Genomic DNA, 15705 nt, shown 5'->3' on the forward strand with positions numbered 1-15705 from the left:
ATAATCCCGCCATGCTTCCTACCGCCCAGTCCGCCTCCGTTAGCCTGCCAGAAGGCATCCCTGCGCCACTCAAGATCGAGCGCGAAACCCACAAGCTCGAGAAGCGCCTGTGCCGCGAGGTCGGCAAGGCCATCGTCGACTTCAACATGATCGAGGAAGGCGACAAGGTGATGGTCTGCATGTCCGGCGGCAAGGACAGCTATGCCCTGCTCGACATCCTGCTCAAGCTCAAGGCGCGGGCGCCCATCCATTTCGACCTGGTGGCCGTCAACCTCGACCAGAAGCAGCCCGGCTTTCCCGAGCACGTGCTGCCCGAGTACCTCCGGAGCACCGGCGTGCCGTTCCACATCGAGAACGAGGACACGTACAGCATCGTCAAGCGCCTGATCCCCGAGGGCAAGACCACCTGCAGCCTGTGCAGCCGCCTGCGCCGGGGCATCCTGTACCGCGTGGCCGACGAGCTGGGCTGCACCAAGATCGCGCTGGGCCACCACCGCGACGACATCCTGCAGACCCTGCTGCTCAACATGTTCTTTGGCGGCAAGATGAAGAGCATGCCCCCCAAGCTGGTGAGCGACGACGGCAGGCACGTGGTGATCCGCCCGCTGGCCTACGTGGCCGAGAAGGACACCGCCCGCTGGGCCGCGCACCGCGACTTCCCCATCATCCCCTGCAACCTGTGCGGCAGCCAGGAGAACCTGCAGCGCAAGCAGGTGGGCGAGATGCTGCGCGAGTGGGAGAAAAAATTCCCCGGCCGCGTGGAGAACATGTTCAACGCCCTGCAGAACGTGGTGCCCTCGCACCTGCTCGACGGCGGCCTGTACGACTTCAAGAATGCCAAGGCCACGGGCGTGGCGAACGAGGACGGCGACAAGGCCTTCGACAAGGAGGAGTTCTCGGCGCCGTCGCCCTCGCTGCCGGGTGTGCAGGTGGTCCAACTGTCGTGAACCTCCCGGGTGCCGCAGCACTCTGACAGGAATCCCTTTTCCTTCCGCCCAGGAGGCTTCACCATGACGCGCCGATGGATTTCCACCCTGTTCCTGCATGCGGCCGCGGCCGCCCTGATGGGCTGCAGCAGCGCCCCCCGGATCGTCGAGGGCCAGGTGCAGAGCTTTTCCACCCTGGCGGCCCTGCCCACGCCCGCCACCTACCGCATCGAGCGCCTGCCATCGCAGCAGACGCCGTCGTTCGACCCGATCGCCACCCTGGCTGACCAGGCGCTGGCGCGCGCGGGCCTGCAGCGCGACGAGACCGCCCCCCGGCTGCTCGTGCAGATCGGCGCCCACGCCGACGCCGTGCCGCGCCACGACCCCTTCCGTCCGTACGGCCCCTACGGCCCCTATCCCTGGGGTTTTGGCGGCTGGTACGGCCGGGGCTGGGGCATGCAGGGCACCTGGCGGTTCAGCGAACCCACGCCCCTGCACCGCCGCGCGGTCAGCATCGTGCTGCGCGACGCGACCACGCAGGCCGTGGTGTACGAGACCTCCGCCGTGCACGAGGACGTGTGGGTGAGCGACCCGGCCGTCTATGGCGTGCTGTTCGATGCCGCGCTCAACGGATTCCCCAAGCCGCCCGGCGGGGTACGCCAGGTGCGGCTGCCGCTGGCGCCGCCCGCGCCCTGAAGAACACTCATCAAACACTGTTTCTTTTCCGCCCGCCCGCCCACACACACCGCCACCTGCATGCACGCCACCCGCATCGTCGCCATCCGCCACGGCGAAACCGCCTGGAATGTGGACACCCGCATCCAGGGCCACTTGGACATCCCCCTCAACGACACCGGCCTGTGGCAGGCCGACCAGGTCGCCCGCGCCCTGGCGGGCGAGCCGATCGCCGTCATCTATACCAGCGACCTGCAGCGCGCCCACGCCACGGCCCAGGCCGTGGCCCGCGCCACCGGTGCGCCGCTCACGGCGGAGCCCGGCCTGCGCGAGCGCAGTTTCGGGCATTTCCAGGGGCGCACCTTCGCGCAGATCGAGGCCGAGCTGCCCGAAGATGCCCTGCGCTGGCGCAAGCGCGATCCGCACTACACGCCCGAGGGCGGCGAATCGCTGGTGGCGCTGCGCGAGCGCATCGAGCGCACCGTGACGGCCCTGGCCCAGCAGCATGTGGGCGAGCAGGTGGTGATGGTGGCGCACGGCGGTGTGCTGGACGTGCTGTACCGCCTGGCCACCCGCCAGGACATCCAGGCGCCGCGCACCTGGCAACTCTCCAACGCGGCCATCAACCGGCTGCTGTGGACCCCGGATGGCCTGACCCTCGTGGGTTGGGCCGACACCCAGCACCTGGACAACGCAGCGCGCGATGAAACCCATTCCTGACGCCCTCCAGGCCACCGTCGGCCTGCGGGTGGACCTGATCGACACCCCCTCCCTCGTCATCGACCTGGACGCCATGGACCGCAACATCCAGCGGATGGCCGACTTCGCGCGCAAGCACCAGGTGCGCTGGCGCCCCCATGCCAAGCTGCACAAGAGCGCCGAACTCGCGCTGCAGCTGCAGCGCGCGGGCGCCCAGGGGGCGTGCGTGCAGAAGGTCGCCGAGGCCGAGGCCCTGGCGGCGGGCGGCGTGGACGACATCACCATCACCAACCAGGTCATCGCCATGCCCAAGCTGCACCGCGTGGCACGGCTGGCGGCCCTGCTGGCGGCACGGGGGGGCCGCCTGGGCCTGGCGGTGGATCACCTGGAGGGCATCGAACGCCTGAACGAGGCGATGGCGCAATCCGGCAGCGACGCGGGCATCGACGTGCTGGTCGAGATCGACGTCGGCCAGGGCCGCTGCGGCGTGCCGCCGGGCGAGGCCGCCGTGCCGCTGGCACTGGCCGTGGCGCGCAGCCCCCGCCTGCGTTTTGCGGGGCTGCAGGCCTACCACGGACGTGCCCAGCACCTGGCCAGCACGGTGGGCCGCAGGGAGGCCATCGCCGCCGTGGTGCGCGCCGCGGAACACACGCGCCAGCTGATCGAGGCCGCCGGCGTGCCCGTGCCGCTGGTCACGGGCTCGGGCACCGGCACGCTGGTGCACGAGGCGGCCAGCGGGGTGTTCGGCGAGCTTCAGGCGGGATCCTTCCTGTTCATGGACGCCGACTACGCGCGCAACGAACGCGAACCCGCGCAGCCCCCGTTCGAGCACGCGCTTTTCATCAAGACCCAGGTGGTATCGGTGCGCGACACCCATGCGGTGTGCGACGCGGGCCACAAGAGCCACGCCATCGACTCCGGCCTGCCCACCGTGGCCCTGCTGCCCCCGGACCGCGCGCTGCGCTTTTCCAATGGAGGCGACGAACACGGCGTGCTCCACGCCGATGGCCCCAAGGCCCGCCTGCCCGCGCTGGGCCGCATGCTGTGGCTCATCCCGGGGCACTGCGACCCCACGGTGAACCTGCACGACTTCATGACCGGGGTGCGCGGCGGCCTGGCCGCGGGCGTGGTCGAGCGCATCATCAGGGTTGATGCCAGAGGCGCGTTGACCTGAAGCAATGCACGGCACCAACGCAGCGCAAAACCATCGCAGCACAAAAAATAGAGTGATCTGTCTCCTGTTTTGGGCAACACTGATGCCATGGAGACCATTGCATCGTCTGACCTCAAAACCATCCTGCATTCCCAACGGGCCAACCTCTACTACCTAGAACACTGCCGGGTCTTGGTCAATGGAGGCCGGGTTGAATATGTCACCGACTCGGGTAAACGCAGCCTCTACTGGAACATCCCTATCGCCAATACCACCAGCATTTTGCTGGGTACGGGCACGTCCGTCACACAAGCGGCGATGCGCGAGTTGGCCAAGGCCGGGGTGCTGGTGGGATTCGCAGGCGGTGGAGGAACACCCCTGTTCAGCGCCAATGAGATCGACGTAGAGGTAGCGTGGTTCACCCCCCAATCCGAATACCGCTCTACTGAGTACTTGCAGGCCTGGGTCCGTTTTTGGTTCGACGACGATCTGCGCCTGATGGCCGCCAAATCATTGCAAACACAGCGCCTGAAACGTCTGCGGGAGCAATGGACCACGCGTGTGCTGCGCGATGCTGGGTTCGCAGTGGATGCGCAGCGCCTTGACACTCTGGTGGAACAATTCACCCAGCGCATTGCGAAGGCGCCAGATGTGACCGTCCTGCTCACCGATGAAGCCAGCTTGACCAAGTCGCTGTTCAAGCTGGCCGTGGACGCCACTGGCTATGGCGACTTTGTCCGCGCCAAACGCGGCGGCGGCACCGATGTGGCGAATCGGTTTCTGGACCACGGCAACTATCTAGCCTATGGCCTGGGTGCTACAGCCACCTGGGTGCTGGGTCTGCCACACGGTCTGGCAGTGCTGCATGGCAAGACACGGCGGGGCGGATTGGTGTTTGATGCCGCAGATCTCGTGAAAGACGCAACCATCTTGCCCCAGGCATTTCTGTCCGCCATGCAGGGGGACGATGAGCAGCAGTTCCGGCGCCGTTGTATTGAAGCACTCACGCGCAGCGAATCGCTGGATTTCATGGTGGATACGCTCAAGGCCATTGCCACCACAACGGCACGGCATGCCGCCCAAGATATCCGGCCATGAATGTGCTGTTTATTTCGCAGTGCAGCAAGCGCGCACTGACAGAAACGCGCCGCATCCTTGACCAGTTCGCCGAGCGGCGTGGCGAGCGCTCATGGCAGACCCCTATCACTGCAGCCGGGCTGGATACGGTTCGCAAGTTGTTGCGAAAGACAGCGCGCAAAAACACCGCCGTGGCCTGCCACTGGATTCATGGCAAAGACCACAGCGAAATGCTGTGGGTCGTGGGTGACAACCAACAGTTCAACGCGGAAGGTACAACCCCCACCAACACTACAGCCAGCAATGTGCTGCGCGCCAGCGACGAAAACACCTGGCACCATCTGCCGCTGATGACTTTCTTGGCCGCTTTGGCGGCTTTGCTGCACGACCTGGGGAAAGCGACGCAGGCTTTTCAGGACCGGCTGCGAAGCCTAGGGGTACCTCAACGCAACCACTACCGGCACGAATGGGTGTCGGTGCGGCTATTCCAGGCATTTGTGGGCCAAGGCGACGATGCCAGCTGGCTACAGCGGCTGGCGGCTTGCGCCGACGCGGAAACAGATACCCAAGCCGTTGAAGCGCTGTGGCTGGATCACCCAGGCGGGCGCTTGCTGCGCGACGGTCTGGACGAGCCCCGCGCCACGCAGCACCCGCCCTTTGCCCAACTGCCGCCCCTGGCCCAGGCCGTGGCCTGGCTGGTGCTTACCCACCACCGTTTGCCCTGCCTGCCTGTCAAACAACCCAATGGCAGCGGCGATGAAGATCGCAACACACCCCACGCAGAGCACCGGCGCTTTGGCGCGCATCCGAGCTTCATCAACTCCAACCAACTGGATGATGTGCTGGCCCGCATCAGTGCCGACTGGAATGAACCTCGCGAGCATTCCGACCACGCCACCGTGCAAGCCCACTGGCACTTCCCCCATGGTCTGCCAGTCACCACCACCGCGTGGCGCAAACAGGCCTCCCGGTATGCCCGCAAGCTGCTGGTGTTGTCGCAAGCCCTCACCCAGCCCCCCGCGCTGCACGACCCGTTTGTCATGCATGTCTCGCGCCTGTGCCTGATGCTGGCCGACCACCACTACTCCAGCCTCACCGACAAAGCCGCACGGACGCCCTACCTCAACGAAGGCTATCCGCTGTATGCCAACACCCTCAGCAGCAACTATCAAAATGACGGCTTCCAGCACTTGAGTGAAAAGCGCCAGAACCCACTTTTCAACCAAACCCTGGATGAACACCTGCTGGGCGTGCAAGCCCACGCCACGTTGGTGGCACGCTCCCTGCCCAGCCTCACGCACAGCCTGCCCGCGCTCAAGAACCACAAGCCCCTCAAAAGGCGCAGCACCGACCCGCGCTTTGCCTGGCAGGACAAGGCGGCCGACCTGGCCACCGGCGTGCGTTTCCATGCGGCGCGCCAGGGAGCCTTCATCGTCAACATGGCGTCCACCGGCTGTGGCAAGACGCTGGGCAATGCGCGCATCATGAACGCGCTGGCCGACCCTGCCACCGGAATGCGCTGCGCGTTTGCCATCGGACTGCGCACACTCACGCTGCAAACGGGGCGCAGCTTCCAAAACGACCTGGGCCTGGGCGAAGAACAACTCGCCATCCAGGTCGGCGGCGCCGCCAGCCGGGCCTTGTTTGAATACTGGGAGCAGCAAGCCGAAGCCACGGGTTCGGCATCGCGCCAGGACTTGCTCGACGAAGCGGGCACCGTGCTCCACGAAGGCAACGACCAGCACCCGCTGCTGCAGCGCCTGACGGACGATGCCAAAGCCCGTGCGCTGATTGCCGCGCCGCTGTTGGCCTGCACGGTGGACCACCTCACCCCCGCCACCGAAAGCCTGCGGGGTGGCCGCCAGATCGCGCCCATGCTGCGCCTGCTGACGGGGGACCTGGTGCTGGACGAGCCCGACGACTTCGACATGGCGGACCTGCCCGCCCTCACCCGGCTGGTGCACTGGGCAGGCCTGCTGGGCAGCCGTGTGTTACTGTCATCAGCCACGTTGCCGCCCGCGCTGGTGGAAGGGCTGTTTCTAGCCTACCGCGCCGGGCGGGCCGTGTACCAGCAGCACCGCAGTGAGCGGCCCGGCGAGAGCGTCAATGTGTGCTGCCTGTGGGTCGACGAGTTCCACCAGACCACACAAGACTGCGGGGACGGAGCCACCTTCCGCGAAGCGCACACCCAGTACGTGCACAGGCGGGTGGCAAAACTGAAGCAGGCCGAAATACGCCGTCTCGCCCAAATTGCCGCCCTGCCCGACAACTGGCACAGCCTGGACGAAGCTGAACGCTGCAAAGACTTTGCCCGCTTGGCGCTAGCGCACGCGTGGGAGCTACACCAGCAGCCCCAAAATCACAGCACCGACGCCAGCGGCAAGCGCGTGAGCCTGGGTCTCATCCGCATGGCCAACATCGCCCCGCTGTACGACGTGGCACTGGCCATGCACGCAGCCGATACCCTACCACCCGAGTTGCAAGGCAAGGTCCGCATTCACCTGTGCGTGTACCACTCGCAGTTCCCCCAGCTGCTGCGCTCAGCCATCGAGCAGCAGCTGGACACCCTACTCAACCGCCGTGGTGCCAAGGAGGGCCACGACCCCGCGCTGTACCGCCCAACCCTGCGCGCGCTGATCCACGCCCACCCCGAGCCCCACCACCTGTTCATCGTGCTGGGCAGCCCCGTGACCGAAGTGGGCCGCGACCACGACTACGACTGGGCCGTGGTCGAGCCCTCGTCCATGCGCTCGCTCATCCAGCTGGCCGGACGCGTGCGGCGGCACCGGCCCGGGGCAGTGGGTGGGGTCAACATGGTGGTGCTGGACAGCAACCTGTGGCACTTCAAAGACAAAAACAAAGCGGCGTTTTGCAAGCCAGGCTTTGAGATGGACCCACAGCCGTCAGGGTCGAGCGACGCCGCGCAGAACTTCTACCTGCTCAGCCATAGCCTGCGCCAACTGATGGCTCGGTCAGTAAAAGATGATGAACCGTGGGCGGTGGATGCCCAGCCGCGCATTGAAGTTGCCAGCGCGCAATACCACCCCCGCCGCCATTGGGCCGACCTGGAACACGAGCGCATGCGAGATGCCATGTTGCAACGCTCTGCGGCCAGCAAATACACCACCGCCCCAGAGCGCGCGGCCTTCCTGCATTGGGCGCATCCCGGTCATCTGTGGCTCACTGGCCTGCTGCCACAAGTCCAGCGCTTTCGCTACGACCCACAACAACGCGACGACGTGGCCCTGCTACCGGATGAGGAAGAAGAAACGCTGCGCCTGCACCGCGTACAAGACGGGCAACGGCGCTACGACAAGCTCTACGTGCCCATCCACCAAAGCCTGTGCCATCCGGTGCCTGCAGCGCAACTGGCGTCATCCAGCGTGTCGCCCTGGCCGCAGGTGAGTTTGATGGAGGAACTGGTTGCACTCGCACAAGCGCAGGGCTTGTCGCTCGAGCGCTGCGCAGAACGCTATTCCACCACCAGCCTGCCTCAATCTCAGGCGGGCTGGTGGTGGGATGAGCGCTTAGGCTTTACCAAGAAAGCCTGAGCTGCCTGTTCGGCAGAAGACTAGAGCCACGCAGGTTAGGTGACTTTTCTGAGCTGTCTTGCGACAGGCAGTTGATTGTCCGCTATCTCTCGACTACCATTCATGCCATTCGAATAATATTGCTTCGCAAGTTAGCTGACTGGAAAAAAATTCGAAACTTGAGAAAAACCGTGGTGCAAGTACCAGTTGCACCACGGTTGATTCAGCAACGTGCCCAGCAGGCACCAGAAGAAAGGAGGCTTTGTGCTTAGCAAGCACTTGACCTTATTAGTCGTATGACGGCTTGCCGTCCAAACCTGTCCCCCGGTTGGCTTTGTGCTGACCGGGAATTCTAGCTTCCAACCCCTTTGGAAAGGTATTCCCATGTCTGAAGCCCCTGTAATAGGTGGCAAAGCAGGTTATCGAGCGGCCATCAGCGCCTTCTTGCAAGAGCGCCTGCAAGCCAAGCTGGACAAGCTCAAGCCTGACGATCCCCAACGCGACGAGGTGATTGCGTCGTTCGCTCATGATGTGTGGCTGGCCAGTGCTGCCAAGCGCGTGGAACAAATCCAGGCCGTCACCCACTCCCTCAAACCCATCCACCCCGATGCCCGGGGCACCAACCTTTATGTGGAGCCCAGCACCCTGCCCCCGTTGGCAGAGCTGGGCAGCCATGCGCTGGGCCAACGCTTTGTGGGCGATGTGGTGGGCAACGCCGCCGCGCTGGATGTGTACAAGCTGCTCAAGCTGGAGGTGGACGGGCGCAGCCTGCTCACCGCACTGCTGGCACAGGATACCGACGCACTGGCCGCGCTACACGCCGACCCGGCTCAGGCCCAGGCGCTGCACGATGCCTTCGTGTCGCTGACGCAGCCACGCGCCGAAGGCCCCAGCAGCCATACCCTGGCGAAACAGCTGTACTGGCTGACGGGCTCCAACGCCTGCAACGATGCCGACTACACCCTGCTGGCCCCGCTGTACGCCACATCCCTGGCCCATGGCGTGCACGCCCAGGTGCAGGAAGACCGCTTTGGCGATGTCAACAAGGCGGCCCGCCAGGCACGGCGCGAGCGCAAGGCGCATAACGGGGCGTTTCACGACTACCCCGGCTTGGCCGTGCAGAACATGGGCGGCACCAAGCCGCAGAACATCAGCCAGCTCAACAGCGAGCGGCGGGGCATGAACTACCTGCTCTCGTCCCTGCCGCCGCAATGGCAGGCCAGCGCGGTGCGGCTGCCGGTGCACGCATCTTCGGTGTTCGACAAGCTGTTCATCGCCCGCCCCGAGGTACGCCGCGCAGTGCGGGCGCTGCGGGTTTTCTTGGAATCCGACCCCGACGCCAACCTGGCGACCCGTGAGCGGCGCGAGGAGTTGCTGGACTCGCTGGTGGACGAACTGGTGTCGCTGGCCGCTGAGCTGCAGCAAATCCTGCCGCCGGGGTGGAGCCGCGATGACGAGCGCTTTGAAAAGCTCGATTACGCAGAGACGCTTTGGCTGGACCCACTGCGCGCAGAGATACCCGAAGAGGCCCAATTTGCACATGACTGGTTGTACATGGATTGGCCTGCAGCCATCGGCAAAGCCTTCGGCAACTGGCTCAACGCGCAACTGCGCGGCAAGCTACCCATGGGCGATGCCGAAGCACGCGAGTGGAAGAAAGTGCTGCTGACCGATGAGGATGGCTTCAAGCAGCAGTTGCGCGAGCTGCGCGACAAGCTGGATGCGCCGCACTACATCCCCATCCGCAAAACACATGCGGAACTGGTGGCACTTCGGGAGGAGAACCCATGAGCCAACAGCAACCCCAAGCCATCCTCGTACTGCCCCACCTGCGCATCCAAAACGCGAACGCCATTGCCAGCCCGCTCACGCACGGTTTCCCGTCCATCACCGCCTTCACCGGCATGATGTGGGCGTTGGAGCGCCAGCTGGCCCAGGCTGGCGTGCCGCTGCGGCTGCACGGTGTGGGCGTGGTATGCCACAACCATCAAGAGCAGGTGTACGGCAAAGGACGCCTGTACGCCCCCTTTGAATTCAACCTCACGCGCAACCCCGTAGACAAAGACGGCAGCACGGCGGCCATCGTGGAAGAAGGACGCATGCACCTGCAGATCACGCTGGTGCTGGCCGTGTCGGAAAAGCCCGTGCCCGGCACACCCGCAACGCTGGTGCAAGGCAGCGACACGCAACTGGCTGACTGGGCAAAGAAGGCAGGCGACATCCTTGCCGGCATGCGCGTCGCGGGCGGAAGTGTGCTGCCATCTCGCCCCGTGCCGGGCAAGCGGGTGCGGCCATGGATGGCCATCGTGCCCGAAGACCCCGAGGCCGCTGCCATCGAGTTTCGCAAATGGCGTCGGCAATGGCTGCCTGGCTTTGCCTTGGTGGGGCGCGACGACCTGCTGGCCCAACGCCTGAAGCACCTGCGTACCACCCAGCCCGACGCCACGCTGCTGGACGCCTGGCTGCATGCGGCCCGCTTCAACCACCAGCCATTGCCCAGCGCCGACGGTGCATCAGCACCCGATGGCAAGGTGACCTGGGGCGATCCGCTGCGCAAAAAGGGCAGCGGCTGGGTGGTGCCCATCCCGGTGGGCTATGCCGCCCTTACCCCGCAGGCCCATGCCGCAGGCACGGTGCGCAATGCGCGCGACGCCACGGTGCCGCTGCGGTTTGTGGAGTCGGTCTATGCGCTGAGTGAATGGATCAGCCCGCACCGCCTTACCCACCTGGGCCAATTGCTGTGGCATGCCGAAACCGACGAGGCCCAGGGTCTGTACCGCTGCCGCAATGGCTATCAGCCCGCGCCAGAGGCCGACGCAACCACAAACGTCCATAGCCAAGTCGACACGCTCGATGACTGGGACGACGCCGAGGCCTACGACTACACCTGAGCCGGAAGCACCGCTCGTTCACACGCAACAGACACCCCATTTTTGAAAGATTGACACCATGACCGACATCAAACTCACCACCGCTTCCGTCCTGGCTTTTGAACGCAAACTGGACCCTTCCGACGCCGTGTTCCACGCCGGCCGCTGGGAAGACCGCGCCCAGTCGCACGCCTGGCAGCCCGTAGTGATCCGCGAGAAGTCCGTGCGCGGCACCATCAGCAACCGCCTCAAGGCCAAAGACCAGGACCCCGCCAAGCTCGATGCCGCCATCGAGAACCCCAACCTGCAAACCGTAGACGTGGCCGCCCTGCCCGCTGAGGCCGACACGCTCAAGGTGCAGTTCACGCTGCGCGTGCTGGGCGGTGCGGGCACACCATCGGCCTGCAACAGCGCGGCCTACCAGACCAAGCTGCTGGCCACGGTGCAAGGCTATGTGCAGCAGCACGGCTTTGGCGAACTGGCCCGGCGCTACGCGGCCAACCTGGCCAATGGCCGCTTCTTGTGGCGCAACCGCGCGGGGGCGGAACAGGTGGACGTGACCGTGGAGCAGATGCAGGACGGCCAAGCTGCAACAACATGGCCTTTTGATGCCCTGGCGCTTAATACACGGTCGGTAGACGCTATCAATACAGAAGCAAAAGAACTCGAAGAACTGGGCCAGGCCATTGCGGCCGGGCTGGCAGGATCGGCCCATGTGCTGCTGCGGGTAACGGCTTTTGTGCGGCAGGGCGCGGGGCAAGAGGTGTTCCCATCGCAAGAGCTGATTCTGGACAAGGGCAGCGCGGGCAAGAGCAAGACGCTCTATCACGTGGACGGCGTCGCCGCCATCCATTCGCAAAAAATCGGCAACGCCATCCGCACCGTCGACACCTGGTACGAAGGTGCCGAAGAACTCGGCCCCATCGCGGTGGAGCCCTACGGCTCTGTCACCACCCAGGGCAAGGCCTACCGCCAACCCAAGCAGAAGCTGGACTTCTACACCCTGCTGGATAACTGGCTGCTGAAAGACCAGGTGCCGCCCGCAGAGCAGCAACACTTTGTGATGGCCGTGCTGATCCGTGGCGGTGTGTTTGGCGACGCCAGCTGATGCGCGAGGCGCCATGACCACGCACTACATCGACATCACCCTGCTGCCCGACCCGGAATTCAGTCACGCGCACCTGCTGGGCGCGCTGGTGGCCAAGCTGCACCGGGCGCTGGTGCAGGGGCAGACCACCGACATCGGTGTGAGCTATCCACAGCACGTGGGCCAGCCCCTGGCCCGCCGCACCTTGGGTGCAGTGCTGCGCCTGCACGGCATGCCAGATGCGCTGCAGCTCCTGATGGGGCAAGACTGGCTCCGGGGCATGCGCGACCACACAAAGGTAAGTGAACTGCGCACCGCGCCCACCGACGTGCAGCACCGCACCGTGCGCAGGCGCCAATTCAAAACCAACGCCGACCGCTTGCGCCGCCGCCGCATGCAGCGCAAGGGAGAAACCGCCGAACAAGCCACAGCCGCCATTCCCGATAGCGCAGAACGCCGCCCGGACTTGCCATTTGTGCAACTGCGCAGCAACAGCACCGGCCAACCGTTTTGCCTGTGCGTGGAGCACGGGCCGCTACAGGCACAGCCCGTTTCTGGAGGCTTCAACGCCTACGGCCTAGGGCACGAAGCCACGGTGCCCTGGTTTTAATACCCTTTTTCCAAGGCTTGTGGCGAAGCCTTGTGAATCAACCACTTACAGAACACCTCGGAAATTGGGGTGTTCTAGTTTGGATGGGAAATGTTCTTTAAAAATCAGTTACTTGCAGCGCTAGACTGCCAGTTCACTGCCGCATAGGCAGCTCAGAAACGTTGGAGCCGCGCACCTCGTTGCGCTCCACGGTTCACTGCCGCATAGGCAGCTCAGAAATTGGTTAAATAGACCAAGTACCTCTGTCACAGGTTCACTGCCGCATAGGCAGCTCAGAAATGGTCGGTCCAGACGGGCAACGCGGCGTAGTGGTTCACTGCCGCATAGGCAGCTCAGAAAAATACGGCGATTGGCCCGGATGGCGAATTGCTGTTCACTGCCGCATAGGCAGCTCAGAAAACGGTGTCGCGGAAGTTGCGCGCAAAGTCCTTGTTCACTGCCGCATAGGCAGCTCAGAAAAGAAACGGCGCCCATCAACATGTTCGACAGCCGTTCACTGCCGCATAGGCAGCTCAGAAATATCTCAATTACGAAAGAATGCGGCCCAAATAGTTCACTGCCGCATAGGCAGCTCAGAAAACGCTCGTCACCCCAAGCTCGCGGCGATCCGAAGTTCACTGCCGCATAGGCAGCTCAGAAAAGCGCATCTGCCGTTGCTGGCTGGGGCGCAGCGTTCACTGCCGCATAGGCAGCTCAGAAAAAGCTGCTTTGCTCGCCACGGGTGCGGGGTGTGTTCACTGCCGCATAGGCAGCTCAGAAAGTCGAGGGCACACCGGTGCGCACCTTGTAGTTGTTCACTGCCGCATAGGCAGCTCAGAAAACGTTGATGCCGCGCAGGTGCTCCCACTTCCGGTTCACTGCCGCATAGGCAGCTCAGAAAGTCTGGCCGACCAAGCGCGAGGCGACTGCCTGGTTCACTGCCGCATAGGCAGCTCAGAAAGAATCGAGCACCCGCCACATGCGCATGAACGGGGTTCACTGCCGCATAGGCAGCTCAGAAAGACGGATCAACCCGGAACCGTGCACCGCAGGTGGTTCACTGCCGCATAGGCAGCTCAGAAAAACTACCGGATCGTCACGTTCAACGGGAACAAGTTCACTGCCGCATAGGCAGCTCAGAAAGTTCACGTCCGGCGCCCAGCCGGCGATGTGCAGTTCACTGCCGCATAGGCAGCTCAGAAAACCCCCGCGGTGCTTGACTTCTTTGGCGTGCAAGTTCACTGCCGCATAGGCAGCTCAGAAAGTGTGCGTGGCCGCCGTCAGGCCCACGCAGGCGTTCACTGCCGCATAGGCAGCTCAGAAAACCTATTCCGGAGAGCGAATCGCCAAGCTGGAGTTCACTGCCGCATAGGCAGCTCAGAAAAGTGCATCGCGTTCGCCCAGGCGCTGCGCCTTGTTCACTGCCGCATAGGCAGCTCAGAAAATACGACCGCGCCTCCTCATCCGTCATCGGGAGTTCACTGCCGCATAGGCAGCTCAGAAACAAAAGGAAGGAGGACAGAATGCTGAGTGATCGTTCACTGCCGCATAGGCAGCTCAGAAAATTTAGCGCACTGCGACGCACCGACTGCAAAGGTTCACTGCCGCATAGGCAGCTCAGAAAGTTGATGCCAGCGGCGACGGGCGACATGATGGCGTTCACTGCCGCATAGGCAGCTCAGAAAAGCATCGCCGCGACCGCCTCAACACCCTGCCTGTTCACTGCCGCATAGGCAGCTCAGAAAATCAAGCGCCTGAGCGGTGGGCCGACCGTGCCGTTCACTGCCGCATAGGCAGCTCAGAAAATCCAGCAAGGATTCATCCCACTCGCCTACTGCGTTCACTGCCGCATAGGCAGCTCAGAAATTCTCGCCCAGGCGGGCTCGGGCGGCGTCGATGTTCACTGCCGCATAGGCAGCTCAGAAAGCCAGGATCTGCTCCAGCTCGCCCGGCTGCAGGTTCACTGCCGCATAGGCAGCTCAGAAAACCCGCACGCCGGGCAGGCCCCAGGCCTTGGCGTTCACTGCCGCATAGGCAGCTCAGAAACGGTCTGAAGCTCTTCAGGGCTCAGGTCGAGGTGTTCACTGCCGCATAGGCAGCTCAGAAATGGAAGTCCTTGCAGACGGAGTCGATTGGAACGTTCACTGCCGCATAGGCAGCTCAGAAAATGTACGCGGTACGACTGGTCGGCCAGCCGTTGTTCACTGCCGCATAGGCAGCTCAGAAAAGTCACCCTCTTTCAGTTCGCGTTCGGTCATCGTTCACTGCCGCATAGGCAGCTCAGAAAATGCCGTTGAACCGCTGCGCATAGCCGTTCATGTTCACTGCCGCATAGGCAGCTCAGAAAGGGTGGCCCGAGTTGATCCACGCCGCCAAGACGTTCACTGCCGCATAGGCAGCTCAGAAATGTGTGGACTGGGTAGAGGCGGAGGCGGCCTGCGTTCACTGCCGCATAGGCAGCTCAGAAAAATGGAACACCAGGGCCAGGTCGGCCATGGCGGTTCACTGCCGCATAGGCAGCTCAGAAAGTCAAGCAGGCAGAGTTGGAGCAGGCCAACCTGTTCACTGCCGCATAGGCAGCTCAGAAATGTCGTTCCGCCTCTGTGGCGCCGTGCCAGTCGTTCACTACCGCATAGGCAGCTCAGAAAGATGCAGCGGGGGGGACGGATCGGAACGCGACGTTCACTGCCGCATAGGCAGCTCAGAAAATCCGCGCCGCGGTCGACGGCCTCATGCAAAGCGTTCACTGCCGCATAGGCAGCTCAGAAACTGACGGAGCTACTGGCCCTACCGGCGCGACTGGTTCACTGCCGCATAGGCAGCTCAGAAAAATCGACGCAGCCCCGCCGTGGTAGTTCATGTGTTCACTGCCGCATAGGCAGCTCAGAAAATGGTGTGCGGGCCGGTGTGCGGGATTTTTGCGTTCACTGCCGCATAGGCAGCTCAGAAAGAAGCCATTGATTGCGTGAAGCGCCCCATGACAGTTCACTGCCGCATAGGCAGCTCAGAAAGTATAGACCGTGCCACCCACGTTGCGCGACTGAGTTCACTGCCGCATAGGCAGCTCAGAAATGCGCGCGGGCCTTGTTTCGCATTGGG

General features: G+C 63.8%; 10 protein-coding genes and 1 CRISPR repeat array (1 of these 11 running past the window's edge). All 10 genes read left to right on the forward strand.

The genetic code is table 11. The features are described 5' to 3' along the window. Positions 1-11 precede the first annotated feature (11 nt). The 10 genes from ttcA to cas6f all read left to right on the forward strand — a co-directional run bounded on the left by ttcA (position 12) and on the right by cas6f (position 12627). Positions 12-947, forward strand: coding sequence for a tRNA 2-thiocytidine(32) synthetase TtcA (gene ttcA, locus AC07OD_RS09385; RefSeq protein ID WP_494596290.1), 936 nt, complete (start codon positions 12-14; stop codon positions 945-947). A 63-nt stretch (positions 948-1010) separates the two neighbouring features. Further along, complete coding sequence (locus tag AC07OD_RS09390; RefSeq protein WP_218340553.1) at positions 1011-1622, forward strand: DUF4136 domain-containing protein; 612 nt, start codon at positions 1011-1013, stop codon at positions 1620-1622. A 60-nt stretch (positions 1623-1682) separates the two neighbouring features. Next, positions 1683-2321, forward strand: coding sequence for a histidine phosphatase family protein (locus AC07OD_RS09395; RefSeq protein ID WP_494596291.1), 639 nt, complete (start codon positions 1683-1685; stop codon positions 2319-2321). Next, positions 2305-3474 (forward strand): DSD1 family PLP-dependent enzyme, encoded by a 1170-nt coding sequence (locus AC07OD_RS09400; protein WP_218293113.1) that lies wholly within the window; start codon positions 2305-2307, stop codon positions 3472-3474. The genes AC07OD_RS09395 and AC07OD_RS09400 overlap by 17 nt, the downstream gene beginning before the upstream one ends. Before the next feature lie 87 nt (positions 3475-3561). Then, positions 3562-4551 (forward strand): type I-F CRISPR-associated endonuclease Cas1f, encoded by a 990-nt coding sequence (gene cas1f / locus AC07OD_RS09405; protein WP_492246337.1) that lies wholly within the window; start codon positions 3562-3564, stop codon positions 4549-4551. Further along, positions 4548-8081, forward strand: a complete 3534-nt coding sequence (cas3f, locus tag AC07OD_RS09410; RefSeq protein WP_494596292.1) for a type I-F CRISPR-associated helicase Cas3f — start codon at positions 4548-4550, stop codon at positions 8079-8081. The genes cas1f and cas3f overlap by 4 nt, the downstream gene beginning before the upstream one ends. 363 nt (positions 8082-8444) lie before the next feature. Continuing rightward, positions 8445-9851: a type I-F CRISPR-associated protein Csy1 gene (csy1, locus tag AC07OD_RS09415; protein ID WP_494596294.1), complete on the forward strand. Its 1407-nt coding sequence runs from the start codon at positions 8445-8447 to the stop codon at positions 9849-9851. Beyond that, positions 9848-10951, forward strand: a complete 1104-nt coding sequence (gene csy2 / locus AC07OD_RS09420) for a type I-F CRISPR-associated protein Csy2 (RefSeq protein WP_494596295.1) — start codon at positions 9848-9850, stop codon at positions 10949-10951. Before csy1 ends, csy2 begins: the two co-directional genes overlap by 4 nt. A gap of 58 nt (positions 10952-11009) precedes the next feature. Next, the gene (gene csy3, locus AC07OD_RS09425; RefSeq protein WP_492246333.1) at positions 11010-12038 is read left to right on the forward strand and encodes a type I-F CRISPR-associated protein Csy3; all 1029 of its coding nucleotides are present in this window, start codon (positions 11010-11012) and stop codon (positions 12036-12038) included. A gap of 13 nt (positions 12039-12051) precedes the next feature. Next, entirely contained in the window at positions 12052-12627 is a 576-nt protein-coding gene (gene cas6f / locus AC07OD_RS09430; RefSeq protein WP_492246332.1) for a type I-F CRISPR-associated endoribonuclease Cas6/Csy4, read from the forward strand. Between the two features lie 131 nt (positions 12628-12758). After that, positions 12759-15705: direct repeats of the CRISPR family, unit length 28 nt; unit sequence GTTCACTGCCGCATAGGCAGCTCAGAAA; it runs 1474 nt beyond the window's last position.

The sequence above is a fragment of the Acidovorax sp. GW821-FHT10E03 genome (assembly GCF_059415205.1).